This window comes from Streptomyces sp. NPDC048142 (assembly GCF_043202835.1).
Classification (GTDB): Bacteria; Actinomycetota; Actinomycetes; order Streptomycetales; family Streptomycetaceae; genus Streptomyces.
Genome location: NZ_JBIDBC010000047.1, coordinates 19,704 through 43,530 on the forward strand (window position 1 = coordinate 19,704; position 23,827 = coordinate 43,530).

Below are 23,827 nucleotides of genomic sequence, written 5' to 3' on the forward strand. Positions count from 1 at the left end.
GGCGGTCCGAGCCGGGGCCGATCTGCAAGGGGATTCGTCCGGTGACGACTGCGGTGGAACCGGGGATCGCCTCAGCGGTCGCCGGCGGCCCGGTCGAGCTCGGCGACGACGAGCCGCGCCACGGGGGCGGCGGAGGCGGGGTTCTGCCCCGTAATGACCCGGCCGTCGCTCTCGGTGTGGGCCTCGTACATGGGCGCCTTGGCGTGCAGCGCTCCGGTCTCCTTCAGCCGGTCTTCGAGGAGGAAGGGCATGACCTCGACGAGGCCCAGCGAGTTCTCCTCCTCGTTGGTGAAGGAGGCGACGCGCTTGCCGCGCACGAGGTGGGTGCCGTCCGGCAGGCGCAGGTTGACGAGCGCGGCCGGGCCGTGGCAGACGGCGGAGACGACCCCGCCGCGGCCGTGGATGTCCATGGCGATGCGGGCCAGGTCCGGGGAGTCGGGGAAGTCCCACATGGCGCCGTGGCCGCCGACGTAGAAGATCGCGGAGTACTCGGAGGGGTCCACGTCGGCCGCTCTTCGGGTCGCCACGAGCTTGCCCTTGACGGTCTCGTCGGCCAGGAAGCCGATGATCTCCGGGTCGTTCTCCTCGCCGTCGAAGACGACGGCCGGCGGCTCGCCGCCGCGTACGGCCACGAAGTCGACCTCGTGGCCGGCGCCGATGAAGACGTTGTAGGGGTGGGCCGCCTCGGAGACGCTGTAGCCCGTCCGGTTGCCGGTGTCCCCCAAGGTCTCGTGGCTGCTGACGGCAAGCAGAATCTTGGCCATGCTTCCTCCTGGAATCGCTGCGGAGTGCTCCGCGGGTGGTCGGGGCGCGGCCACGCGACCGCCGAGTCCGGCGGGGCCGCGGCCCGGGATTGTGGTGAGCGGCGGGTCGGGGCGTGCTCAGCGGGCGTCAGGACTTGTGGATGAAGTCCTGGACCAGCTTCACGAACTCGACCGGCTTCTCGAAGATCACCATGTGGCCGCTGTCGATCTCGGTGTAAGAGGAGTTCGGGATGGCGGCGGCCAGCTCACGGGAGTGCTCGGCGGGCACCGCGGCGTCCGGGTACGGGGCCAGGACGAGGGCCTCGGCCTGCACCTTCCCGACCAGATCGCGGATGTCCACCTGGACGAGCAGCTCGAGTTGGCGGATGCGGCCGCTGGAGGGGCTCAGCTCGGAGCCGAGGTTCTCGACGTCGCTCAGGCTGGGCTGGCTGCGGATGAAGCGCGGGCTGAAGGCGGTGGTGCTGAGTATGCGGCCGAAGGCCTTCGGGTCGTGCTTCTGGCTCAGGGTCAGACCGATCAGGTTCTGGATGTAGAGATCCGATTTGACCAGGCCGCCGACGGGGATCAGGCGGCGGACGCACTCGGGGTGAAGGGCGGCGGTGGCGGCGACGACGGCCCCGCCGAGCGAGAAGCCCACCAGGTCCACGGGGCCGAGGCCGGCATGCTCGATCACGGCGGCGACCTCGTCGGCGAGCTGCTCGACGGTCAGTGGCGTGCCGTCGTCCGCGGCGGTCTCGCTGCCGGACAACTCGGGAAGGATGACGGTGTTGCGGCGGGCGAACTCCTCGACGAGGTGGCCGAAGGTGACCTGGCCGCCCTTGCCCACGCCGTGCACCAGCAACAGGGCCGGACCCTCGCCGGTCACGGTGTAGTGGATACGCGAGTTACCGACAGAGATCGTGGGCATGACGGATCGCCTCCTGTGACGACGTGAAAAGAATGCGCGGGTGCGCGAAATCAGAAAGTGGGGTGGGGGAGTGCACAGCGAATTCCGTCGGCCCACCGGGTTCGAGTGGCGGCGGGCCGCCGTGGTCCGCCGGACGCAGATGCACGGGAATTTCGACAACGCCGTCCGACTTGACCCGGAGGAGGTCGGACGGATGGCGGGACGGGATGGCCGTCGGCCGTAACATCCGAGAGGATCCGGCGTTATCGCACCGGCCTTCGGGGTGGAGCGCAGTGCGGTTGTGCCGTGGACACGATGTGCGGGAGATCCGGGAGGGGACGTTCCCGAGCTCGCACCTCCTCCCTGATCCCCGGGGTGGGGTTGTCGTCTGATGTGGCGACCACTCCCGATCACCTGAAGAGGAATTTATCTACTTCTAGTGATTCAGTCAAGTGTCCCTGGATCGCTCGAGGGTGGTCCGACGCCTCGTCGCCCCTCCTGGGAGATGTGCGACAACCTCAAGGGAAGATCAGTAAACATGGAAAAAACGCGACAACTGGGGCGCGGTGCGCGCGACTCTTTCGAGGGCGGGCGTGACTCCGGCGATGGGTGCGAGCTCATGCCGATCTCTCGGATGTCAAGACCCTCCTTGGCATGGCACTAGAATCCCTTCATCCCTCACCTTGTGGAGCATGCCTATGCCCGACCGTTTCTTCGACGGCGGTAAATTGCGTGACCGCCGCGTCATCAAACGCCTGTCGCAGGCCACTCTGGCCGAGGCGCTTCACGTGAAGGTGAACGCCGTCTATCGCTGGGAGAACGGCTTGGCAGCTCCCCCTCCGGAGCGATTGCCGACGATCGCCGCATTCCTGGATGCCGATCTGAACGAACTCTTTCCGCGCACCGAATCACCGAATCTGGCTGACCTGCGGTGCGACGCAGGGATGACCCAGGCGGACACGGCGCACCACACCAACACCTCGTCCCCCATGCCGGTAAGGGCCGCCGAACAGGGCAAGCGGCCGCTGTCCGACCAGGCGGTGACCGCGCTGGCCGCCGCCTACAACGTGACCCGCGCCGAACTGCTCGCCGCGCAGCGGCGTTCCTTCGGGCAGCCCGAAGAACCGGAGGAGGAGCCGTCGGCCGACGGCGCTCGCATGGCCCGCAAGCTGGAGTCGCTGCGCACCGAGGTCTACGGAGGGGTGGCGCCCTCGGACGCGCACCTCGCGTCCGAGGGGAACCGGAAGAGCGGCTCCACGGTGCTCACCGAGGCGATGGTCCGGGCACTGCGGGCCGGCAAGGTCGCCGAGCCGGAGGACGAGGCCCTCGACGCCCTGGCGCTCGCCTTCGACGTGCCGCCGGTCTACTTCCGGCAGGACGAGCCGGAGGTCGACGCACTGATCCTGTCGACCCGGGCCGTGCGCAACAGGTTCACCGTGATGGTCGCGCGCGGTGCGGGCCAGGACATGCCCAAGGAATCCTGGGACCAACTCCGCGACTTCGTCGGCGAGACGATGGGGGAGATCTTGGCCGATGACGAGAACGGGCGCTCGGCCTGACCTCGATAGATGTGTGCACCAGCAGGGAAGCGGTGAGCCAGTCACGTCATCCCGCGGGCGTGGCGGTGGCAGGGTGGCGAACTTCGAGTACGACTGCGGTGCCGGCCACGGTTCGGTCCTCGTGCATGGTGATCCGCCGGCCGGGCTGAAGGTGCGTCCAGTGGGATGGAGTGAGGGGCACGAGGCGAACCGTGGCTCGCCCGCCGGGCTCCAGACAGGGCATGTCCTCAACCCAGAGCGAGGCGATGCTGACCGCACGTCCAGCGGTGGGCGAGTGGTGGCCGATGTCCCACATGGGCCGCAGAACACCGGCGCCGGAGATTGGCGTCGTGCGTCGCGCCTCGGCGGCGGGACGGAGTGTCAGATCCGCCCGGATCACGCCGTTGCGGATCTCGGAACACCGCCAATGACACCAGGCCGCGCTCCGCTCAAGCCGGAGCTGCTCAGCCGCGTCGGCGAGCTTCTCCCAGAATGCGAGAGGGAGCGAGCAGCCGTCCCCGAGTTCCTCCAGCAGGCCCAGGGCGACCTCCCACTCGTCGTGGACGAGGTAGTCCCAGATGTCCCGCACCGTGATGTCGTTCTCGGTGGCGGTCGCTTCCGGAACAAGCAGAGAAGCTGATTCGAGCAGCTCAGGGACGTCCATGCGCTCATTTTCGACCACATGAACTATGAGGCTGCGCCTTCCTGGTCTCGTTCGATGGCCGCGAGCCGGTTCTTGAGCCGGTAGCTGGGCCGCTGGTGGAGATCACGTCCGGATCATCTCAACCAGCGGAACGCCGCCTGCCTGCGAGACCACCGCCCGGCCGTCTTCCTCGGCGCGGACACGCGGATAGGACCCGATGCGCTTCTTCACCTGGGAAGTGCCTCCGGCAGCGGCAGGGACAAGGGCCTCGGTAATCCTCATTCTTGCTGGCCATAGGCGTGAAGTACGTCAAACGCCGACCGGCCCACTGCCGAGACCTGAGCACGGTCGTCGCAGCCGAACCAGTCCGCCCGGCGGCCCGCCTCGGAGCCGCCCGGACGAGAGCCCGCCGCCCGTCGGGTCGGCCGGCGGCTGCCGGGATTCACGGCCGGGCGGGGGCTCCGCCACGGTGCGGGACATCGCGCGGCGGTCGGCCCCCGCCGACGGCCCGGTGCGCGCTCCTCTGGCCGATGAGCCGCGCCACGTTGTCGGCGCGCAGTTCGATGAGCGCGTCGTGGTCCGTGGGCCCGGTCGTCGAGAGCCGGCCGCCCGGTGTCACCGAGCGTGTCCGTAGGATGTCGGGCGATGTGACGATGCCGGTGTTGTCCCCGGCCCAGAGGTGCACCAGCTGGTGCACCTTCAACGCGAGTTCATGGGACGGCGAGTAGCCCCTGGGATGGAGGATCAGGTCGACCGGATGTGTGTCGTGCTTGATGAGGAGGCCGCACATGCCGTCGAGTCCGGTCAGGTGGTCCGGGATCGGCTTCATGACGATCTGTCGGCCGCCGGCCTCCGCGATGTTCCCGACCAGCTGGTCGAAGTCGAAGGGGTCCGGGAGGGGCATGGAGGCGATCAGGCGCTCACTTTCCTGTTCGACCTGAAAGTGCAGCCGGTCGGCATGTAGGCGGCGGTGGGGTCCCGAGAGAGCTCCGGATTCGGGATTGTTGCGACGGGAGGTCCCATTCATTCCGTGGATCCCGTCCCGATGGGCTGCCGCCGACCGCCGATCCCTCTTTCCGGTTCCTGACACCGGGTTTGTGAGCGGCCCACTCTGGGCATTATGTATTCCCCCTTCCGTGCACGGCTGCTCGCGGCATCGGATGGGCACGCGAGCGCTGTTTCACCAGGTTGTCGACGTGCTGGAAACCCCCATGTGTCGCGTGTGTCGGCAACGTGAGCATTGGTTCCGGGTCAACTGTGCATATATGGATTGCCTGTCCGCCCAAGGCAGGCACGTTCGAAGCCTGGCTCGCGAATTCGATCGCGGACACGTAATAAGCGCGGCGTGATGGCTAAGACTTCTCCGTCGCTGCGGCTCATCGCCGAATCTTCGGGCTGCGACGTTTGTTCTTGCAGCCCGGCAGCCCCCGTACCTCGCGCCTGTTGGGCGCGGTATGTTTCAGACCGGCATGGCGAGTAAGGTGCGGCGATGACCCCATTTATGCGTACCTTATATTGCTCCCCCTGAGCGTGCCGGCCGGCCTCAGTTCCGCGTACCGAGGCTCGAGCTTGCCGCAGCTACGATAAATCTCAGACATCCTTCGTGGCGAGAAGTTCCAGGATCTGGCCGAAACTGAGCAGGTGTCGAGCGGCGGAGTCCAGCGTCGGCCTGATGGCCTGCATCGAACTCGGCCACATCGAGGCAGGGCGTGGCCGGAAAGTTCGCACGACGCTGAGCCGCCCCGAGTTTGAGGCTCCGCCGAGATGCGGGGTAGGTGACAGCCGGTCAGATGGGTCTCATGAGAGGAGCCCAGACGATGCCTGCGCCCGAGGAACTGACCGCTGGAGTCGCGTGAGCGTGCGGTCCGGATGTACCGGACCGCCGAGCCGAAGCCCGCGATCCGACGCATGGCCGAGGAACTCGGTGTGCACCACGAAGCCTCCGTAGCGGGATCCGGCAGGCCGACGCCGGCGGGCGAGGCGACATGCTCACTACCGCCGAGCGTGAGGAGCTTGCCGCTCTGCGGATGGAGAATGTCCAGCTCAAGCGGGCGAACGAGGTCTTGCGGACGCCTCGGCCTTTTTCGCGGCCCAGCTCGACCCGACCCGGCCCAGCCGACAGCGCTCGTCGACGAGCACCCGCACCTGGGAGTCGAGCCCGTACTCCGGGAACTGAACATCCCCTCCTCCACCTACTGCCGATGGCGCCAGGCTGGGACCGAGCCGTGCGAACGACGCCGCCGGGACGCCGAGCTGACCAGCAGGATCCAGCAGATCCAGCAGATCCACGCCGGGTCCGGCGCGACCTACGGCTCACCCCGCTTACGCACCGTCCTCAAGCGTGGGGGCGTCCACGTCGGCCCCAAGCGCGTCGAACGGCTGATCCCGGCCAGGCCGGGCTGGCCGGGATCAGCCCCCGCCGGGACAAGAGCTTCACCCGACGGGGCACGGACGCCGGGCCGGCTCCTGACCTGGTTCAACGCGACTTCACCACGAACGGGCCGAACCGGCTGTGGGTCACCGACCGTGCTCCTGACGCTCGGTGACCCAGTTGGCGGCGGCCACGCGGTGCGGGCGGTGGGCAGGTGCTCGGTGGTGGGAACGTCGTAGTCGCTGTCCGACTTCGACGGCAGCTCCACCGAGACATGGAACGTCCGGGACGGTTCGGCCCGGCCGCGCAGCCCGCCGGGGCACTCCACCTGCAACGAGGCGCTCACCTCGCTGCCCACGACCCGGTCTTCCGCTCCCGTGCTGCCGGCCGCGCGCCAGGCGGAAGAGGCAGCGGAAAGTCGGTGAGGAACCGGTCTCCCGTGTCTCCCGCGTCGGCCTTGTCGACCTGCGCCGCGATCCACGCCTCCGCGCGGATCCGGATCCGGACGACCGCGATCCACGCCCCCGCCCCGCCCGGACTCGCGGACTCCGGCTCCCACCGGCCCGTTCCCCAGGAGAGCGTGCAGTTCAGCAGAGCACCCGGCTCTCCTGGCCGGGACCGAGCATAGTGCCGTACCCCTCAAGGACTCCGGCCTCGCCCCCCGGCACCAAGCCGCGCAACCGCTCACGGGGCAGCGATCCCGCGCAGGCCCGGTCCAGCTGAGTCGGATGGGCGGCGCGCTGCCGGGCCCGGTCGGCCGGGAACCGCACCGGAGTCCCGGCGACGACAGCAGCGAGCAGACCGCCCGCCACGGCGTGGAGAAGCCATGCGCACCGCCTCGTACAACATGGCATTGCGTGCCTTTCCCCGAGGTCTCGGCGTGTTCCGGGCATGATCCCCGCGTCCCGCCCGTAGATCGGGCAGGACAAACGGTTCCGTCCGGGGTCCGAAGGGTAGATAGGTGAGTAGGTCCCCTTGGGGAGGCTGATTCGATGCCGTGGTTCGTATGGCTGCTCGCCGCCGCGGCGCTGGGCGCTGCGGAGTTCTTCACTCTGACGCTGGTTTTCGGGTTGCTGGCCGGAGCGGCGCTGGTCGCCGCGGTCGTGGCCGGTGTGGGCGTAGGCCTGCTCGGCCAGCTCGTGGCGCTGGGACTGACGGCGGTGGCGGGTCTCGCGCTCGTACGTCCGGTCGCGCTGCGTCACATGGCACAGGCGCCCCTGACGCACGAGGGCAGCGAGGCGCTGATCGGGAAGCGGGCCGAGGTCGTGCAGGAGGTCACCGCGACTCATGGGCTGATCAAGATATCCGGTGAGGAGTGGACCGCTCGCGCCCTCGACGAAAGTCAGGTGATCCCGGTGGGAGCGCTGGTGGACGTCATGGAGATCGAAGGCGCCACAGCTGTCGTGTATCCCCGCGAGCTCCTTCCGTGAACGACTGAACACGCAGCGAAGGAGGAAGCATGGATCCGGTCGTCATCCCGATCCTTGTGGCGGCGATTGTCGTGGTCTTTCTCGTGGCCGCCACCGTACGGATCGTTCCGCAGGCACGCCGCTACAACATCGAGCGGTTCGGCCGGTACCGCCGGACGCTGCAGCCCGGCCTGAATTTCGTCCTGCCGGTGGCGGACCGGGTCAACACCAAGCTCGACGTGCGCGAGCAGGTGTATTCGTCCGACCCCAAGCCGGTGATCACCGAGGACAACCTCGTGGTCAACATCGACACCGTGCTCTACTACCAGATCACCGACCCGCGGGCGGCGGCCTACGAGGTCGCCGACTATCTGCAGGCCATCGACCAGCTCACCGTGACCACCCTGCGTAACGTCATCGGCAGCATGGACCTGGAGGGGACGCTCACCTCGCGTGAGGAGATCAACGCCCGGCTCCGTGCCGTACTCGACGACGCGACCGGGAAGTGGGGTATCCGGGTCAACCGGGTCGAGATCAAGGCCATCGATCCGCCGAACACCATCAAAGAGGCGATGGAGAAGCAGATGCGGGCCGAGCGTGACAAGCGCGCGGCCATCCTGCACGCCGAGGGTGAGCGGCAGGCCAAGATCCTCACCGCGGAAGGCACGAAGCAGAAGGACATCCTGGAGGCGCAGGGCACCCAGCAGGCCATGATCCTGCGGGCGGACGGTGAGTCGAAGGCGGTGGAACTCGTCTTCCAGGCCGTCCATCGCAACAACGCCGACGCGAAGGTTTTGGCCTACAAGTATCTGGAGACGCTGCCGCATCTGGCGCAGAGCGACAACAACACGTTCTGGGTCATCCCGGGCGAGCTGACCGAGGCGATTCGTACCGTCACCACCGCGTTCGGCGACCAGGCGTCGGCCACGGGGTCGCTCTCGTCCGCCCAGCGCGAGGCCGCAGTCACCGCCGCAGCGGCTGCCGCAGCGGACGATGTCGCGGACAGCGACAAGGACAACGTCGGGGTTCCGGAGATCGAGCCGAACTCGACGCTCGCGCTGGATGCCGTCGCCGCCGCCGACGAAGCCGCGAAGGAGGCCGCCGCCGCGGTGAGCGACGCGAAGGCCGAGGCCGAGGCCGCAGGAGAGACACGGCTGCCCGGCCGGGGGCAGATGCCCGGGAGTTGAGGCTGCCGCCGGGCCCGGCCGAGGGCGGACATCCGGAGGCCATCCGGGACGGACCGCGTCCCGGATGGCCGGTTCATGCTGTACGAGACCGTTGTCCGGGTGCCTCGGTACGTTGTACGAGACGGTCGTCCGCGTGCCCCGGTACGCCGTACGAGACCGCTGTCCGCGTGCCCCGGCACGTCCGACTCGCCGCTCCCCGGCCGCCGAACCGTTCTCGGCACCGCCGCACCCGGACTCGCCGCCTCCACGGCCGCCTTCGCCTCCGCCGTCCGCCTGCTCCCGGGTCCTCCGGGAGCGGGCGGACCTACGCCGCAGACGCCCGCACCGGCAGGGGGGCGCCGGTTCGCCGGGCGGTCCGTCAGCCGCAGTGTGAGGCGACCGGGTCGCCTCACACTGCGGCTGCCTCGACTGAAGGCAGCGGCCCTCGCGTACGGGGTCGGGGGATCCGGGGCAACGCCGTCCTCCCCGGGACGACGGGCACCGCGCCGGTGCGGCCGCCCGGAACCCCGGACGCGGACCGGGCGCGGTACAAGGAGGGCGCTCGGGTCGGTCAACATCGACGGCGCGGTACAAGGAGGCGTTCGGGTCGGTCAACATCGACGGCCTGGAGCGGATGGCCGAGCCGGACGGGATCGCCCGGTCGCTGCCGGCGCCGGCGTCCGACGACTTCCCGTACATGACGGGCGCCTCGGTCGCCGTGGACGGCGGGGCCGCCGCCGGCCGGAAGACGGTCCGGCCCGCGACGGAGTGAGGGCTTCGCGCGAGCGTCCGCCGGGAGCCCCCTTATCGCGCGTCCGCCTCCACCCGTAGCCCCCGCCGTCTCCGCAACCCCGGCCGCCCCGCCCGTTTCTCCGGCTTTTCCGGGTCCTCCAGGCCCTCCGGACGGACCGTCACACGGACCCTGTCGGCCGATCCGGGGTCCGCGGGGGCGGCGATCGGCAGGAAATCCTTCTGACAGCACAATGAATCCGCCTGCGGAGAAAGCGCGTTCGATCCGATGGCCCCGGAGGGGTTCCCGACCCGGTCCCAGGGCTCCGGTCGAGCAGAAAGTGCCAGGTCAGGGCGGCGCTCGCAGAGCTGGCCCCATCCGCGGAGCGGGGGCGGACCGTCTTGAAGACCGGGCGCTCAGGCGTAGAGAAGATGAATGGCGCACGTACAGGCACCCTTGTGGGTTTGCCATGCATCGGTCAATCTTTCGCTGGCAGCAGGACATGCGGCTCGCGTTCGGCGCAGAGAACGGAGCGTCGGACCGGCTATTTGTCATGCCCCTGCCCGGAGCTGTCGTGCGGCATGAGGCTCCGGCACCCCCCAGAGCACCGCCTATGAGGAGGACCCCTCACATGTCAGTGATGCGTCACACCCCCCACGCCAGGCGAAGACTCGCCACGGCGAGTGTCATCGCAGCAGCCGCCGTCGCGCTCTCCGCGGCCGCCGCATTCCCGGCGACCGCGAGCGAGCGGGCGCCCGAAGGGGTGATCGCCAACGAGGGCGCTCCCGGCGTCATCGGCGGCAGCTACATCGTCACCCTCAAGGACGCCGTGGCCAAGTCCCACACCGCGAAGGGCAAGGCGCTCGCGAAGAAGTACGGCGCGAGCATCGAGCGGACCTACCGGTCGGCGCTCAACGGCTACGCGGTCGAGCTCTCCGCCGCGCAGGCCCGGAAGTTCGCCGCCGACCCGGCTGTGGCGTCCGTCTCCCAGAACCGTACGTTCACGGTCTCCGCCACCCAGAACAACCCGCCCTCCTGGGGTCTGGACCGGATCGACCAGCCGCAACTCCCGCTGGACCAGAGCTACACGTACCCGGACTCGGCCGGCGAGGGCGTCACCGCCTACGTCATCGACACCGGCGTCCGGATCAGCCACAACGACTTCGGCGGCCGGGCCTTCAACGGCTACGACGCCGTGGACGACGACAACGTCGCCCAGGACGGCCACGGCCACGGCACGCACGTGGCGGGCACCGTCGCGGGCACCGCCTACGGTGTCGCCAAGAAGGCGAAGATCGTCGGCGTCCGGGTGCTGAACAACCAGGGTTCCGGCACCACGGCCGGGGTCGTCGCCGGCATCGACTGGGTGACGGCCAACGCCGTCAAGCCCGCTGTCGCCAACATGAGCCTCGGCGGCGGGGCGGACTCGGTGCTCGACGACGCCGTGCGCCGGTCCATAGCCTCCGGCGTGACCTACGCCGTCGCGGCGGGCAACGAGTCGACCAACGCCTCCACCAAGTCCCCGGCACGCGTCGGCGAGGCCCTCACGGTCGGTTCGACGACCAGCAGCGACGCCCGCTCCAGCTTCTCCAACTACGGTTCGGTCGTGGACATCTTCGCGCCCGGTTCCTCGATCACCTCGGCGTGGAACTCCAGCAACAGCGCGACGAACACCATCTCCGGTACGTCGATGGCCAGCCCGCACGTCGCCGGCGCGGCCGCCCTCTACCTCGCCGACAACCCGGGTTCGAGCCCGGCGGAGGTCTCCTCCGCCATCGTCGCGGCCGCCACCACCGGCGTCGTGGGCAACCCGGGCAGCGGCTCGCCCAACCGCCTTCTCAACGTGGGCGACGGCGGCACCCCGCCGCCGCCCGGTGACAGGTTCGAGAACAACACCGACTACCCGATCAACGACCACTCCACCGTCGAGTCGCCGATCACCGTCACCGGAGTCTCCGGCAACGCCCCGGCCGCGCTGAGCGTCCCGGTCGACATCTCGCACACCTACATCGGTGACCTGAAGATCGACCTGGTCGCGCCCGACGGTTCGGTCTACAACCTGAAGGCGTACGGTTCCGGCGGCAGCAGCAACGACGTGGTCACCACGTACACCGTCGACGCCTCCTCCGAGACCGCCAACGGCACCTGGAAGCTTCGGGTGAGCGACAACTGGACGTACGACACCGGCAAGATCAACGGCTGGGCGCTGCAGTTCTGACCGGACGGCAGCACCGGTGAACCACTGACACGACAGGGCTGGGGCGATCGGGTGACACCCGACCGCCCCAGCCCCCTTTTCGCGCGCGGCCGGGCTGATCCGGTGCCCACGTCCGGGGTATGCGTGGAGCGCCACAGAATCATCACATTGGGTGAAACCTTGGCCTATGCTTGCGATGTACAACCCACGGTTGTCAGGCTGTCGCAGACTGTCAACCTGTTGGGAGTGGCCTGTGACTTTCGGTGAGCAGCCCGCCTATCTGCGCGTGGCGAGCGATCTCAGGGAGAAGATCGTCAACGGCGCGCTGCCGCCCCATACCCGTCTGCCGTCGCAGGCCCGCATCCGGGAGGAGTACGGGGTCTCGGACACCGTCGCCCTGGAGGCGCGGAAGGTCCTGATGGCGGAGGGACTGGTCGAGGGCCGCTCCGGCTCCGGTACGTATGTGCGTGAGCGCCCCGTGCCCCGCATGATCGCCCGCTCCGGCAACCGGCCGGACAAGGGGCCCAGTCCGTTCCGGCAGGAACAGACGGCCGAGGGGGCGCGCGGGACCTGGGAGTCCCGCAGTGAGCAGGAGGGGGCGAGCCCGGAGGTCGCGGCGCGGCTCGGTGTCGAACCGGGCGACCGCGTGATGCGCACGCATTACGTCTTCCGGGAGGCGGGCGAACCGATCATGCTCTCCACCTCCTGGGAGCCGCTCGCCGTCACCGGCCGGACGCCCGTGATGCTGCCGGAGGAGGGTCCGCTCGGCGGCTGCGGGGTGGTCGACCGGATGGCCGCGATCGACGTCGTCGTGGACAACGTCGCCGAGGAGGTCGGCGCACGCCCGGGGCTCGCGGAGGAGCTTCTGGCGCTCGGCGGTGTGCCCGGCCATGTGGTCATCGTCATCGGGCGTACGTACTACGCCTCGGGCCGGGCCGTGGAGACGGCCGACGTGGTGGTGCCGGCCGACCGGTATCGGATCGCCTACCACCTGCCGGTGAGATGAGCCGAGGTGACGCCTTGTCGGGCCCGGTGAGGGGTGACGGCCGGGACTGATGGGGCATGCCGCTGGGGCATGAGGGGGCGCATTCTGCCGATGCGCCCCTTTCGTGATGGCCGGATGTGTATCTCTTTGTGTAAACCCGCCTGCACTGAGTGAAGGTCGGGCGTACGCTCCGGCATATGCGTACTGCGGTTTCCTGGGGATCCTTAGAGACGTGCACGCCGGTGGGGAGAGGGGCGATATGCGGGGGAGCGACACGATGAGCGACAGCGGCGCCGTGCTCCCTTGGCAGGTGATACGGCAGGACGACGGCGGCAACCGCTACCGCGTGGGCAGGTACGCCACGCAGGCCGAGGCGCAGGAAGTCGCCGACGGCCTCGACGACCGCCACCGCCACCAGCTCTACCGGGTGGAGCGCGTGGGGCAGGGCAACAGGCCCTGACGTGCCGGACCGCCCCGTGGGGCCCCGGGGAGACTGTTCCGCCTCTCCCGGGGCCCTGCGGCCTCCCCGGAGTGCCTCCGCGCCCGCGTGCGCCCTTGTGTGCGTCTCCGCCCCCGGCCCTGGCCCCCTGGTTCCAGCCTCTGGCCCCGGCCCCCGGCCCCGTCCGCTGCTCCGGCCCGGCCCGGCCCCGCATTCCGTGCGTCGGCGGACCGGGCGGTAGGGTCCCGCCCGACCGGGGGTGCGACCGCCGGAGGCGCGGCGAGCGGGGCGGAGTGATGACGGTGCTGATCGACACGGTGGCGTGGGTGCGGATCGAGGGCGGCAGGATCCTCTGCGCACGGCCCCGGGGCAAGGATGTCTTCTACATCCCGGGAGGCAAGCGCGAAGGCGCGGAGACCGATCTGCAGACCCTCCTGCGCGAGGTCGAGGAGGAGCTGACGGTCGGCCTGATCCGGGAGACCGTCGTCCATGCCGGGACGTACGAGGCGCCCGTGGACGACCTGCCCGACGCCGCCGTCGTACGGATGAGCTGCTATTACGGCGACTACCGCGGCACGCTCGCCGCGAGCAGCGAGATCGAGGAGATGGCGTGGTTCTCCTTCGCCGACCGGGCCCTCGTGCCGCCCGTGGACCAGTTGCTCTTCGACGACCTCAAGGCGGCGGGTGCCCTGACCTGACCCCCGGTGCGCCCGATACCCCCGGTACGGCCGTATGCACCAAACGCCAGATCGCACGGTAGCAACCAACAAATGGTGGGTATGGGCTGTTTAGTCCCTATTTATAGATGGGCGCGCCCGTGGTGCCCCTGGGAAGTGATCGGCGTGATCGATACCGAAGGCGACTGCGCCGAGTGGACCTTCCCGGCCGAACCCGGTTCCGTGCGCGGCGCCCGGCACGCCGTCCGAGGCGCTCTGGGCTCGTGGGGCCTGGACGCGGCGGTCGGTGACCTGGCGGTTCTGCTCGTCAGCGAGCTGGTGACCAACTCTTTGCGGTACGCCTCCGGACCCATCGGCGTGCGCCTGGTCCGATCGCAGCCCGACGGCTCGAACGGCAGCAACGGCAACGGCCGCAGCGGCGGCAACGGCAACGGCATGGGCAACAGCGGCATGGGCGACAGGGTCAAGGGCGGCAACAGCAGCAACGGCAACGGTCCGGCGGCCGGCGGGCATACCGGGGACTTCGCCGGGGGTCTGGCCGGGGTCCTTCCACTCGCCGACCGCCCTCCCACCGCCCCGGGGCTGCTGGTGGAAGTCTCCGATCCGCTTCCGGATCCACCCACCGAACGCAGTGCGGGACCCGACGACGAAGGCGGCCGGGGAATCCAGCTCGTGGCCTGTTCCGCGCGTCGATGGGGGACCCGTCGCGGAAAGAGTGGCAAGACCGTGTGGTTCGAGCTGGCTCTCCCTGGTTAGGAGAGTGGAGGGAAGCACAGCGATCACCAGAGGTCAGGCAGGACCTGGCTGAAAGGGACTGAGACCTTGCTGTGATCGTGAACGCCGTGTCGGTCGGGGCCGTAGTGCTGAATACTGCGGGCAGGACCGGTCCGGTGCGTGAGCTGGAGGGGACGGTCGCGTGAGCGAAATACCTGGAACAACGGGTGATGTCGTCGGGACCACGGGCGATGTCGTGTGGCAGAGCAGCCCGCCCGGCTCCATCTATGACTACATCAGGGTCGCCTCCTTCTCGATCGGCCCCGATGGTCTGATCGAGCAGTGGAGCAGCCGGGCCGCCGGTCTGTTCGGCATGGCCTCGACCGAGGCGATCGGCCGCGACCCGGTGGAGGCCTTCATGCCCGCCGAACTGCGCTCGGACGGCCATCGGCGGGTCGGCGAGATCCTCGACGGCAAGGAGTGGACGGGCCTCGTCCCGTTCCGGATCCCGGCCGAGGGCGGGGCGCACGGCGTCGCCGAGGTCTATGTGATGCCGAGTCTGACGGGCCGGGGGGAGCGGGCCGCGCTCTGCATCGTCGTGGACGTCCGGGCTCTGCGGCGCATCGAGACGGACCTCGCCGCATCACAAGCCATATTCGGTCAATCTCCGTTCGGCTTCGTGCTGTTCGGTACGGACTTCGCCGTCGTCCGGGCCAACCAGCGCTTCGCCACGGTATTCGGCGGCGCGGCCGAGGACCACCGGGGCCGCACGGTGGAGGACTATCTGCCGCGGGCCGAGGCCGACCGGCTGTCCGCCATCCTGAAGCGGGTCCTGGAGACCGGGGAGTCGGTCACCGACCTCCAACTCGTCGGCACCGTCCCGGGCGGGACCGCCTCCGTCGGCACCGTCCCGGGTGGCACCGCCCCCGGCGGCACCGTTCCGGGCGGCACCGAGCGCCGCCACTGGTCCATGAACCTCTACCGGGTGCACAGCGGGGCCGGCCGCCCGGTCGGCGTCGCGGGCCTCGCCACCGACGTCACCCGCCGGCACATCGCGGCCCGAGAGGCGGCCAGCGCCCGCCGCAACCTCGCCCTCCTCAACGAGGCCAGCGCCCGCATCGGCAATTCCCTCGACCTGGAGACCACCGCACGCGAGCTCCTCGACGTGGCCGTCCCCGGTTTCTGCGACCTCGCCACCGTCGACCTCTACCAGGGGCTGCTCACCGGCGAGGAGGCCGCTCCGGGCAGTTGGGCGCCCGCGCACCGCGAGTCCGCCGGAGGCTCGGCGGAGCTGCGCCGGGTGGCCCACGCCAGTGCGGTCGCCGACGCCCTGCCCACCGCCGTCGCGGGCAACGGGCCCTCGGGCCCGGACGACCTGCCCCCCGCGCTCGGCTCCGTCCACCGCTTCCCCTTCGGCTCGCCCTGCGCCGCCGCGCTGCGCTCGGGCCGCGTCGAGGACGTCCCCGGCGACGAGATGGGCTTCGTGCAGTCGACGCTCGCCGTGCCGATGGTCGCGCACGACACCGTCGTCGGCCTCGTCCAGTTCTCCCGTACGAAGGGCAGCGAGCCCTTCGGGGAGCGCGACCGGGCTCTGGCCACCGAGCTGGCCGCCCGCGCCGCCGTCTGCATCGACAACGGCCGCCTCTACCGCCGCGAGCACGAACGGGCCCTGATCCTCCAGCGCAGCCTGCTGCCCCCCGGCGATCCGGAGGCCGCCGGGCTCGACATCGCCTGCCGCTATCTGCCCGGCAACACCGCCACCGAGGTCGGCGGCGACTGGTTCGACGTGATCGAGCTGCCCGGCCACCGCACCGCCCTCGTCGTCGGCGACGTCATGGGACGCGGCCTGCGCGCCGCCGTCGCCATGGGCGAACTGCGCACCGCCGTACGGACCCTGGCCCTCCTCGACCTGGAGCCGGCCGAGGTGCTCTCCGCCCTCGACGAGGTCGCCCGCGGCCTCGGCTCCCCGGGCGGCGGCGAGCGCAGCGAGGGCCTCGGCGGCAGCGGGGGCGCGCAGTGGCCCTCGCGCGCCGCGCAGAAGTCCCGCGAGGCGGACCTCTCCGAGGTGTATCTCGCGACCTGCGTGTACGCGGTCTACGACCCGGTCACCCGGCGATGCACGTTCGCCAACGCCGGACACCTCCCCCCGGCCGTCGTCGAGCCCGGCCGCCCCGCCCGGCTCATCGACGTACCGCCGGGAATGCCGCTCGGCGTCGGCGGCGAGCCGTTCGAGGAGGTCGAGGTCGAGCTCACCGAGAACGCCCTGCTCACCCTCTACACCGACGGCCTGGTCGAGTCCCGGGACCAGCCGCTGGACGAGGGCCTGGACGCGCTGCGGGCCGCCCTCACCGGTCCGCAGATGGAGCTGGAGGACGCCTGCGACCACGTGCTCAGCACCCTCGACACCCGGCACGGCGAGGACGACATCGCCCTGCTGATGGCCCGTATCCAGGGACTCCCCGGGGAGGCGGTGGGCGACTGGAGGCTGCCGCGCGAACCCCGCTCGGTGGGCCGGGCCCGCGAGCTGGCCCGCTCCCAGCTGGTCGCCTGGGACCTCGACGAGCTGGTCGACACCACCGAACTCCTCGTCAGCGAGCTGGTCACCAACGCCCTGCGCTACGGCGAGGGCGAGATCCGGCTCCGGCTACTGCGCGACCGCACCCTGGTCTGCGAGGTGTGGGACGCCGGTCTCGTCCAGCCGCGCCGCCGCCGCGCCCGCGACACCGACGAGGGCGGACGCGGCCTCCAGCTGGTCGGCCTGCTCAGCGCCGCCTGGGGCTCGCGCCGCACCCCGCGCGGCAAGACCGTCTGGTTCGAACTGGCCCTGCCGGACGGGGCCCCGGCCGCCGAACTCTCCGTGGAGCAGCTCCTGAGCATGTACTGAGCCCGGCCCGCGCACCAGGCGTTACGCGCCCGTCTTCAGGGCCGCCAGCCGGGCCTCGACCTCCGCGTCGGCGCCCAGCCCGTCCAGCTGCTCGAACTGGGCGTCCAGCGAGGAGGCGGCCAGCTCCTGCTTGCCCAGTGCCTTCGCCTCCTCGCGCCGCACCTTGTCCTCGAACCGGCTCAGCTCGCTCGTCGGATCGAGGACGTCGATGTTCTTCACGGCGTCCATCATCTGGTTCTGCGCCTGCGCGGACTCGGCGCGCGCCACCAGTTCGTCGCGCTTGGCCGTCAGCCCGGAGAGCTTGGCCTTCATCCGGTCGAGCCCCGTCCTGAGCCTGTCCACCACCTCGGACTGCGAGGCGATCGTCGGCTCGGCCGTCCTCGCCTCCCGCTCCGACTGGAGCTGACGGCCCAGCGCCACCTTGGCCAGGTTGTCGAACGTGTCGGCCTCCGCCACCGACCCGGCCCCGCGCAGCTCGTCCGCCTTCCGGCTGGCCGCCAGCGCCTTGCCGCCCCACCCGGCCGCCGTCTCGACGTCCTCCTGGTGGTCCTGCTCCATCAGCCGGAGGTTGCCGATGGTGGACGCCACCGCCTGCTCGGCCTCCGCGATGTTGTTCGTGTAGTCCCGGATCAGCTGGTCCAGCATCTTCCGCGGGTCCTCGGCCTGGTCGAGGAGGGCGTTGATGTTGGCCTTCGCGAGCTGGGTGACGCGGCCGAGGACGGTCTGCTTGGACATGGCACGGCTCCTTGGATGTCGAGGTGGGTCACGCTGTGGTCCTGCCCCCAGGTCGTTCGGTCGTTCAGAAGCGGCCGCCCCCGCCCCGGCGTCCCCGTGTTCCGCCCCCGCCGAAACTGCCCGGCCCGCTGCCGAAGCCACCGGATCGGCCACCCCCGCCGAACCCTCCGCCCATGCCCCCGCCCCGGCCACCTCCCCCGAACAGCCCGCCGAGGATGATGCCGCCGAGCACCGCCCCGCCCACGCCGCCGCCCCGCATACCGCCGGGCCCCCGCGTTCCGCCGAAGCCGCGGACGTCCTGCTCCGCCAGGCCCATCGCCTGCCGGGCCAGCGCGTCCGCCTGCCGCGCCTCGGCCAGCGCCTCCCGCGCGTCCGTGTCCGACAGTTCCCGGGCCCGCTCCCACCGCCGCTGCGCCTCGGCGAGCCGGGTACGGGCCTGGCTGCCGACCGCACCCCGGTTGGTCGTGACGAAGTCGGCCGCCGCCCCGATCGCGGACCGGGCGGTGAGCATCGCCTGATCCAGGAGGGACCGGGCCTTCACCTCGCCCCGCTCCTGCTCCCGGGCCACGGCCAGCGCCTCGTCCAGGGCCGCGTCCGCCTCCTCCACCCGGCGCAGCGCGTCGACCGGGTCGTACGGTCCTGCGGCCATCGCGCCCCGGACATCGGTGAGTACGCTCTCGGCGCGGGCGATCCGGCCGCGCAGGTCCGCGGTCGACGCGCCCTCGGCGGTCCCTTCGAGCAGCCCGCCCGCATCCGCGAGGTCGGCCTCCGTCCCGTTCAGCGCGGCGGGCAGCTTCCGCGCGGCCTCGCCCAGCTCCGCCGCCCGCCGGTCCACCGAGTCCAGCAGCGTGCCCGCCTGGCCGACCGCGCCTTCGGCGGCCCGGATGTACACCGCGGCCCGGGAGTTCTCGCCGCCCCCGACCGCCGTACGGGCCTGCTCCACGGCCGAGGCCGCGAAGACGAGCCGGTCCTCGGCCTGCTCGACGTCGGCGGCCACGGGCGCGGCGGCACCCTCCCCGTACCGCTCGCGCAGCCCGGCGGCGCCCGACTCGGCAGCGGCGACCCGTCCGGCGAGGCCGCGGTGCGTGGCGTCCACGGTGGCCAGGGCCTCCGGGGCGGTGCGTTCCAGGGCGCGCAGCCGGTCGAAGTCCTCGGAGACGGTGTCCAGACCCTCGTTCGCGGTCGCGCACCGCCGCAGGATCTCCTCCAGCATCCGGCGGCGGGTCGCGTCGTCCTCGGGGAAGGCGTCGTCGAGCTGCTGGCGCAACCGGAACGACCGCGTCAGCTCGTCCTTCGCCCGCGTGAGCGCCTCGGTGAAGGGCTTCGCCGCCTCCTCGCCGAACTGGGCGGTGGCGAAGCCGAGTTCCTCCTCGCTGGTGCGCACCGCGTCATCCGTGTCCACCAGCACCTCCTTGGCCCGCGCGTCCAGTTCCGGCAGCGGCGTCGGCGGTTCCGGCGCCCCGCCCGCCCCCGCGCCCCGGCCCCAGCCGGTCGCCGCCGGGGTGGTGCGGGTCGCCGTGCGCCGCTTGCGCCGGGCGTACGCGTAGACGCCGAACGCGCCGGCGCCCACCACGACAGCCACCGGCAGGATGAAGTCGCGTGCGCCGGTGGAACCGGAGCCGCCCGCTCCGGGGTCGGCGGGGCCCGGGGTGATGGCGGGGGCGGTCACCGGGCGTCCGGCCAGCACGGAGGCGTAGCCGTCGGCCGCGCCGATCGCGGCCCCCGCCCAGTCGTTCTCCCGCAGCGCGGGCTCGATCGCGGTGCCCGCCACCTCCCGCAGCCGCGCGTCGGTGAGCGGGGAGCCGGCGTCGACGGAGTAGGCGTACTGCCGGTCGTGGGTGGCGACGGAGAGCAGCACGTCGTCCTGGCCCAGGCCGTTGCGGTCGGCGGTCTCGTCGCTCCAACTCTGTCCGGACCGGCCGGAGAAATCGCGTACGTACACCACGAAGAGCTGGATGCGCTCGTCGTCGTACAACCGGTCGAGGGCGTCCTCCACCTGCCCCTCCCGGTCACCCAGGGCCCCCACCCGGTCGGTGATCTGCCCGTCCCGGGACAGCTCCACGGGGTCGTCGGCGCGGGCGGTCGCGGCGGCGGGGAGCATCAGCCAGCACACGGCGGACAGCACGGCGAGCAGGCTGATGAGCGCACCGGCGAGCGGGCCGGTGAGTGGACCGGTGAGCCAGACCCCGCCGGGCGCGGCACTCCGGGTCCGTGGCGATCGAGGAAGCGTCACCTTTGCGAGGCTATGTGCGCATTTCGGCCCCCGCGACCCGGCGTTCCACCCGCCCGCGTCCGCTGTTCGCATGAAAGGGCGTGCGAAAGAAGCCCTCCCGCGCGTGTGCGGAGAGGAAGGAGACCGCCGCCCGTCGTCAGATGGGCAGACGTACGCGGTCCGGGGCCCGGCGCCGGAGGCCGGGTGCCGCGCCGGTCAGACCCGGCCCCACGAGCGGCCCGAAGTCCGGAGGTGGTGTGTGACTGGCCTTCAGCTGTCGGTCGTCGTGCCGTGTTTCGACGAGGCCGAGGTGATCGAGGCCTTCCACGCCGCCCTGGTCGGCGTCCTGGACCCCCTCGGGGACAGCTTCGAGATCTGTTACGTGGACGACGGCAGCCGGGACCGCACCCGCGTACTGCTGAGCGCCCTCGCCGCCCGTGACCCCCGGGCCCACTACACCGCCTTCAGCCGCAACTTCGGCAAGGAGGCCGCCATGCTCGCCGGCCTCCGCATGTCGCGCGGGGCGGCGGTGGTGATCATGGACGCCGACCTCCAGCACCCGCCCGAGCTGATCCCCCGCATGCTGGAACTGCACCGGCACGGCTACGACCAGGTCATCCCGCGCCGCGACCGCGCCGGCGAGGGGATGCTCCGCAGCACCCTCAGCCACACCTACTACGCGCTGGTCCGCCGCTGCATGGACGTGGAGCTCATCGACGGGTCGGGGGACTTCCGGCTGCTGTCGAGGCGGGCCGTGGAGAGCGTCCTGTCCCTCCCCGAGAGCAACCGCTTCTCCAAGGGAATCTTCTCCTGGATCGGCTTCGACACGGTCACCTTCCGCTACCGCAACAGCGAGCGGGCGGCGGGCCGGTCGAAGTGGGGCAGCAAGCGGCTGCTGAACTACGGCATCGACGGACTGCTCTCCTTCAACAACCGGCCGCTGCGCCTCGCGATCTACACCGGCTTCTGGGTCTTCGTCTCGGCCCTGGCCTACGCCCTGTGGACGGTCGTGGGCGTCGTCCTGCACGGTGCGGACACCCCCGGTTACGCCACCCTCCTCACCGCCGTCGTCGCGCTCAGCGGCATCCAGCTCGTGACGCTCGGGGTCATCGGCGAGTACGTGGGCCGCATCTACCACGAGGCGAAACACCGCCCGCCCTACGTGGTGCGGGAGACCGACGCGACCTGCCGGACGCTGCCCGACGGCCCGCCCCAGCGCCCACGGCTCACCGGAGGCGCGGCGGCGGTCACCAGCGACCCGGCCGAACGCCCCGCTCCCGCCACAGCCGCCCCCACCGCAGCCGCCCCCGCCACAGCTGTCCCCGTCCTCGCCCCCGGCCGGTCCCGTACCGTCCGCCAGTTCGGCAGCTTCATCCTCATCGGCTGCGTGAACACCGCCGTCTACCTCGCGGTCTACGCCTCGCTGAACCGCTGGGTCCCCTACCTGACCGCCCACGTCATCGGTTACGCGGTCAGCATCGTGTGCTCGTTCCTGCTCAACTCCTACGTCACCTGCCGGACGAGGCCGACCTGGCACGCGTTCGTCCGCTACCCCCTCTCCAGCCTCGTCAACCTGGTGGCGTCCGGAGCGCTGCTCTACGGAGCGGTCAGCGGCCTCGGGATGGACAAGAACCTCGCGGCGCTGGCGGCCGGCGTCCTCGTCACGCCCGTCTCGTTCCTGCTGGCGCGGTGGGCGATCACCTCGGGCCGGGCCGGCGCCACCGTCGTACCGGAGGCGGTGGAAGTCCCGGCCGGACCGCCGCCCGGCGGTCCGGCGGCCGCACCGCTGCCCACCCACTCGCCCCAGGAGAGGTGAAGAAGCCGCGAAGTCCGACGACGCTCCCGTGACCGAGGCCCCGCAGGGATCGCGGGGTGAGGAGACGGCGGACCGGGCCGAGCGCCCCTCGGGCCGCCCCTGGACCGCCCTCTGGGTGAGCGCCCTCGCGTTCCCGCCCCTCGCCCTGCTCGCCGCCGCGTCCTGGTCCGGGCGGTGGGTGAGGCCCGGTGCGGACGACTGGTGCTTCCTGCCCGCCGTACGCGACGACGGCGTCACCGGCCTGGTCGGGAAGTTCTACTTCGACGACAACGGGCGGGTCGCCAACGCGCTCCTGGTCGGCGCGTACGCGAAGTTCCAGGTCGCGGGACACCAGTGGTTTCCCGTGGTCAGCGGAGTCCTGGTGCTCGCGGTCCTCTGGGCGGTGGCCGTCCTGGCGCTGCGCCGGGCCCGGCTGCGCACCCCGCGAGGCCTGCCGCTCCTGCTCGCGGCCCTGACCACCGCGCTCTTCCTGTTCGTCACGCCGAACACGTACAAGACGTTCTACTGGCCCGCCGCGGCCGTCTCGCACACCCTGCCGCCCGTCCTGGCCTGCGCCGCCCTGATCCCGCTCCTGCTCGCCCGCTCCCGCCGGGGACGGGCCCTCGCGGTCGCCGTCGCGGCGCTCATGGGGGCCTTCCTCGCCACGCTGTCGGAGGAGACGGCGATCGTCGTCGTGATGGTGCTCCTGACCGCGCTCCTGCTGTCCGGCCGGGTCGTCCCCGCCCCCGACCGGGGGTTCGTCCGCCGGTGGTGCGCGGCGGGAATCGCCGGGACGGCGGCCGGGGCCGTCGTCCTCATCACCTCACCCGGCTCCGTGCGCCGCAGGGAGCGGTTCGGCGCGGAGACCACCTCCCTGCTCGCCCCCGACTCCCTCGCCGCGTCGCTGCGCGCGTTCGCCGAGATCACCGTCACCGTGGCCACCACCTGGCAGTACGCCGGCGCGGTCGCGGTCGGCGTACTGCTGGGGCTGTTGTGCGGGCGGGCGGACGGCACGACACCCCGCCCGCCCGCGCACGCGCCGCTGCTCACCGCCGCCGGGGTGCTGGTGCTCCTCGTCTCCGGCTACCTCTGCACGGTCATCGCCTACCCGGTGTTCGGCGACCGGGTGAGCGACCCGGCCGCCAACCGGCTGTGGAACGACTACCTCCTCCTGTACGTGATCCTGCTCGTCGGCGCGGGAACCCTGCTGGGCCTGCTCCTGCGCCGGCACACCCGCCGCACCGCCCCGGCGAAGGCCGCCTGCGCCGCGCTCTGCGTCCTGGTGTGCTTCGGCCCGGCCGTGGCGCTGGGCAACCTGGACACCGCGATGCGGGCGCGGGCCGAGAAGTGGGACGCCCAGGACCGGCGGCTGCGCGAGGGGGCGGCGGCCGGCGAGCGGGTCCTGCCGTACGAGCGCATGGTGATCAGCCAGATGCTGGAGCCGTTCAGCCAGGGCGGGCGTTCGTACTGGCCCGGCGGCTGCGTCGCCGACCTCTACGGGCTCGACCGGGTCACGGACGGGGCCCGGGGCCGGTGAGGGGCGGCGGCGGTGCGGGTGTCCGGTCCAGCGGAAAGGGTGGCCCGGCCCTCAGCTTAAAATTTAACCTTTGTGAGCTTTCAGGTGATTACGTTCGGTGATGCTCTCGGGGCGTTTGGTCGTCTTGCCCACGTTGTGACGGGTG

20 protein-coding genes are annotated in these 23,827 nt (G+C 71.2%); 13 read left to right on the top strand and 7 right to left on the bottom strand.

Annotation, left to right across the window (positions count from 1 at the left end; translation table 11 throughout):
• Nucleotides 1–71: 71 nt before the first annotated feature.
• Together ACGF2Y_RS34270 and ACGF2Y_RS34275 are read right to left on the bottom strand one after the other, a co-directional pair.
• Nucleotides 72–764 (bottom strand): type 1 glutamine amidotransferase domain-containing protein, encoded by a 693-nt coding sequence (locus ACGF2Y_RS34270; protein WP_392955491.1) that lies wholly within the window; start codon nt 762–764, stop codon nt 72–74.
• A gap of 127 nt (nt 765–891) precedes the next feature.
• Nucleotides 892–1,671, bottom strand: coding sequence for an alpha/beta fold hydrolase (locus tag ACGF2Y_RS34275; protein ID WP_392955493.1), 780 nt, complete (start codon nt 1,669–1,671; stop codon nt 892–894).
• Nucleotides 1,672–2,342: 671 nt separating this feature from the next.
• Here ACGF2Y_RS34275 and ACGF2Y_RS34280 point away from each other — a divergent pair.
• Nucleotides 2,343–3,209 carry a helix-turn-helix domain-containing protein gene (locus ACGF2Y_RS34280; protein ID WP_392955495.1) on the top strand — a complete coding sequence of 289 codons (867 nt, stop codon included), beginning with the start codon at nt 2,343–2,345 and terminating at the stop codon, nt 3,207–3,209.
• A gap of 46 nt (nt 3,210–3,255) precedes the next feature.
• Here ACGF2Y_RS34280 and ACGF2Y_RS34285 read toward each other — a convergent pair whose 3' ends face one another.
• Together ACGF2Y_RS34285 and ACGF2Y_RS34290 are read right to left on the bottom strand one after the other, a co-directional pair.
• Entirely contained in the window at nt 3,256–3,852 is a 597-nt protein-coding gene (locus ACGF2Y_RS34285) for a hypothetical protein (protein ID WP_392955496.1), read from the bottom strand.
• Nucleotides 3,853–4,273: 421 nt separating this feature from the next.
• Nucleotides 4,274–4,735, bottom strand: a complete 462-nt coding sequence (locus ACGF2Y_RS34290; RefSeq protein WP_392955498.1) for a hypothetical protein — start codon at nt 4,733–4,735, stop codon at nt 4,274–4,276.
• Nucleotides 4,736–5,865: 1,130 nt separating this feature from the next.
• Between ACGF2Y_RS34290 and ACGF2Y_RS34295 the strand changes: the two genes are divergently transcribed.
• Nucleotides 5,866–6,441 carry an IS3 family transposase gene (locus ACGF2Y_RS34295; protein WP_392955499.1) on the top strand — a complete coding sequence of 192 codons (576 nt, stop codon included), beginning with the start codon at nt 5,866–5,868 and terminating at the stop codon, nt 6,439–6,441.
• Nucleotides 6,442–6,789: 348 nt separating this feature from the next.
• Here the strand turns inward: ACGF2Y_RS34295 and ACGF2Y_RS34300 are convergent, their stop codons facing one another.
• The gene (locus tag ACGF2Y_RS34300) at nt 6,790–7,014 is read right to left on the bottom strand and encodes a hypothetical protein (RefSeq protein WP_392955501.1); all 225 of its coding nucleotides are present in this window, start codon (nt 7,012–7,014) and stop codon (nt 6,790–6,792) included.
• Between the two features lie 180 nt (nt 7,015–7,194).
• On the opposite strand from ACGF2Y_RS34300, the gene ACGF2Y_RS34305 reads away from it, so the two are divergent.
• The 9 genes from ACGF2Y_RS34305 (at nt 7,195) to ACGF2Y_RS34345 (ending at nt 17,403) form a co-directional block, all read left to right on the top strand.
• Entirely contained in the window at nt 7,195–7,632 is a 438-nt protein-coding gene (locus tag ACGF2Y_RS34305) for an NfeD family protein (protein WP_392955503.1), read from the top strand.
• A 29-nt stretch (nt 7,633–7,661) separates the two neighbouring features.
• Nucleotides 7,662–8,798: an SPFH domain-containing protein gene (locus ACGF2Y_RS34310; RefSeq protein ID WP_392955505.1), complete on the top strand. Its 1,137-nt coding sequence runs from the start codon at nt 7,662–7,664 to the stop codon at nt 8,796–8,798.
• A gap of 613 nt (nt 8,799–9,411) precedes the next feature.
• Complete coding sequence (locus tag ACGF2Y_RS34315; RefSeq protein WP_392955507.1) at nt 9,412–9,549, top strand: hypothetical protein; 138 nt, start codon at nt 9,412–9,414, stop codon at nt 9,547–9,549.
• 589 nt (nt 9,550–10,138) lie between these two features.
• On the top strand, nt 10,139–11,725 hold the full coding sequence (locus ACGF2Y_RS34320) for a S8 family serine peptidase (protein ID WP_392955509.1): 1,587 nt from the start codon (nt 10,139–10,141) through the stop codon (nt 11,723–11,725).
• Nucleotides 11,726–11,957: 232 nt separating this feature from the next.
• The gene (locus ACGF2Y_RS34325) at nt 11,958–12,710 is read left to right on the top strand and encodes a GntR family transcriptional regulator (RefSeq protein WP_392955511.1); all 753 of its coding nucleotides are present in this window, start codon (nt 11,958–11,960) and stop codon (nt 12,708–12,710) included.
• Between the two features lie 238 nt (nt 12,711–12,948).
• A complete protein-coding gene (locus ACGF2Y_RS34330) occupies nt 12,949–13,149 on the top strand; it encodes an SPOR domain-containing protein (protein ID WP_392955513.1) in 201 nt (66 codons plus the stop codon).
• Nucleotides 13,150–13,421: 272 nt separating this feature from the next.
• Nucleotides 13,422–13,826: an NUDIX domain-containing protein gene (locus ACGF2Y_RS34335; RefSeq protein ID WP_392955515.1), complete on the top strand. Its 405-nt coding sequence runs from the start codon at nt 13,422–13,424 to the stop codon at nt 13,824–13,826.
• Nucleotides 13,827–13,961: 135 nt separating this feature from the next.
• On the top strand, nt 13,962–14,561 hold the full coding sequence (locus ACGF2Y_RS34340) for an ATP-binding protein (protein ID WP_392955517.1): 600 nt from the start codon (nt 13,962–13,964) through the stop codon (nt 14,559–14,561).
• A gap of 214 nt (nt 14,562–14,775) precedes the next feature.
• Nucleotides 14,776–17,403, top strand: coding sequence for a SpoIIE family protein phosphatase (locus tag ACGF2Y_RS34345; RefSeq protein WP_392955525.1), 2,628 nt, complete (start codon nt 14,776–14,778; stop codon nt 17,401–17,403).
• 21 nt (nt 17,404–17,424) lie between these two features.
• Here ACGF2Y_RS34345 and ACGF2Y_RS34350 read toward each other — a convergent pair whose 3' ends face one another.
• Both ACGF2Y_RS34350 and ACGF2Y_RS34355 read right to left on the bottom strand, forming a co-directional pair.
• The gene (locus ACGF2Y_RS34350; RefSeq protein WP_392955519.1) at nt 17,425–18,138 is read right to left on the bottom strand and encodes a PspA/IM30 family protein; all 714 of its coding nucleotides are present in this window, start codon (nt 18,136–18,138) and stop codon (nt 17,425–17,427) included.
• A 64-nt stretch (nt 18,139–18,202) separates the two neighbouring features.
• On the bottom strand, nt 18,203–20,239 hold the full coding sequence (locus tag ACGF2Y_RS34355) for a TPM domain-containing protein (RefSeq protein ID WP_392955527.1): 2,037 nt from the start codon (nt 20,237–20,239) through the stop codon (nt 18,203–18,205).
• A 370-nt stretch (nt 20,240–20,609) separates the two neighbouring features.
• Between ACGF2Y_RS34355 and ACGF2Y_RS34360 the strand changes: the two genes are divergently transcribed.
• Both ACGF2Y_RS34360 and ACGF2Y_RS34365 read left to right on the top strand, forming a co-directional pair.
• The gene (locus ACGF2Y_RS34360) at nt 20,610–22,166 is read left to right on the top strand and encodes a glycosyltransferase (protein WP_392955521.1); all 1,557 of its coding nucleotides are present in this window, start codon (nt 20,610–20,612) and stop codon (nt 22,164–22,166) included.
• A 28-nt stretch (nt 22,167–22,194) separates the two neighbouring features.
• Nucleotides 22,195–23,682, top strand: a complete 1,488-nt coding sequence (locus tag ACGF2Y_RS34365; RefSeq protein ID WP_392955523.1) for a DUF6056 family protein — start codon at nt 22,195–22,197, stop codon at nt 23,680–23,682.
• The last annotated feature ends 145 nt before the right edge of the window (nt 23,683–23,827 follow it).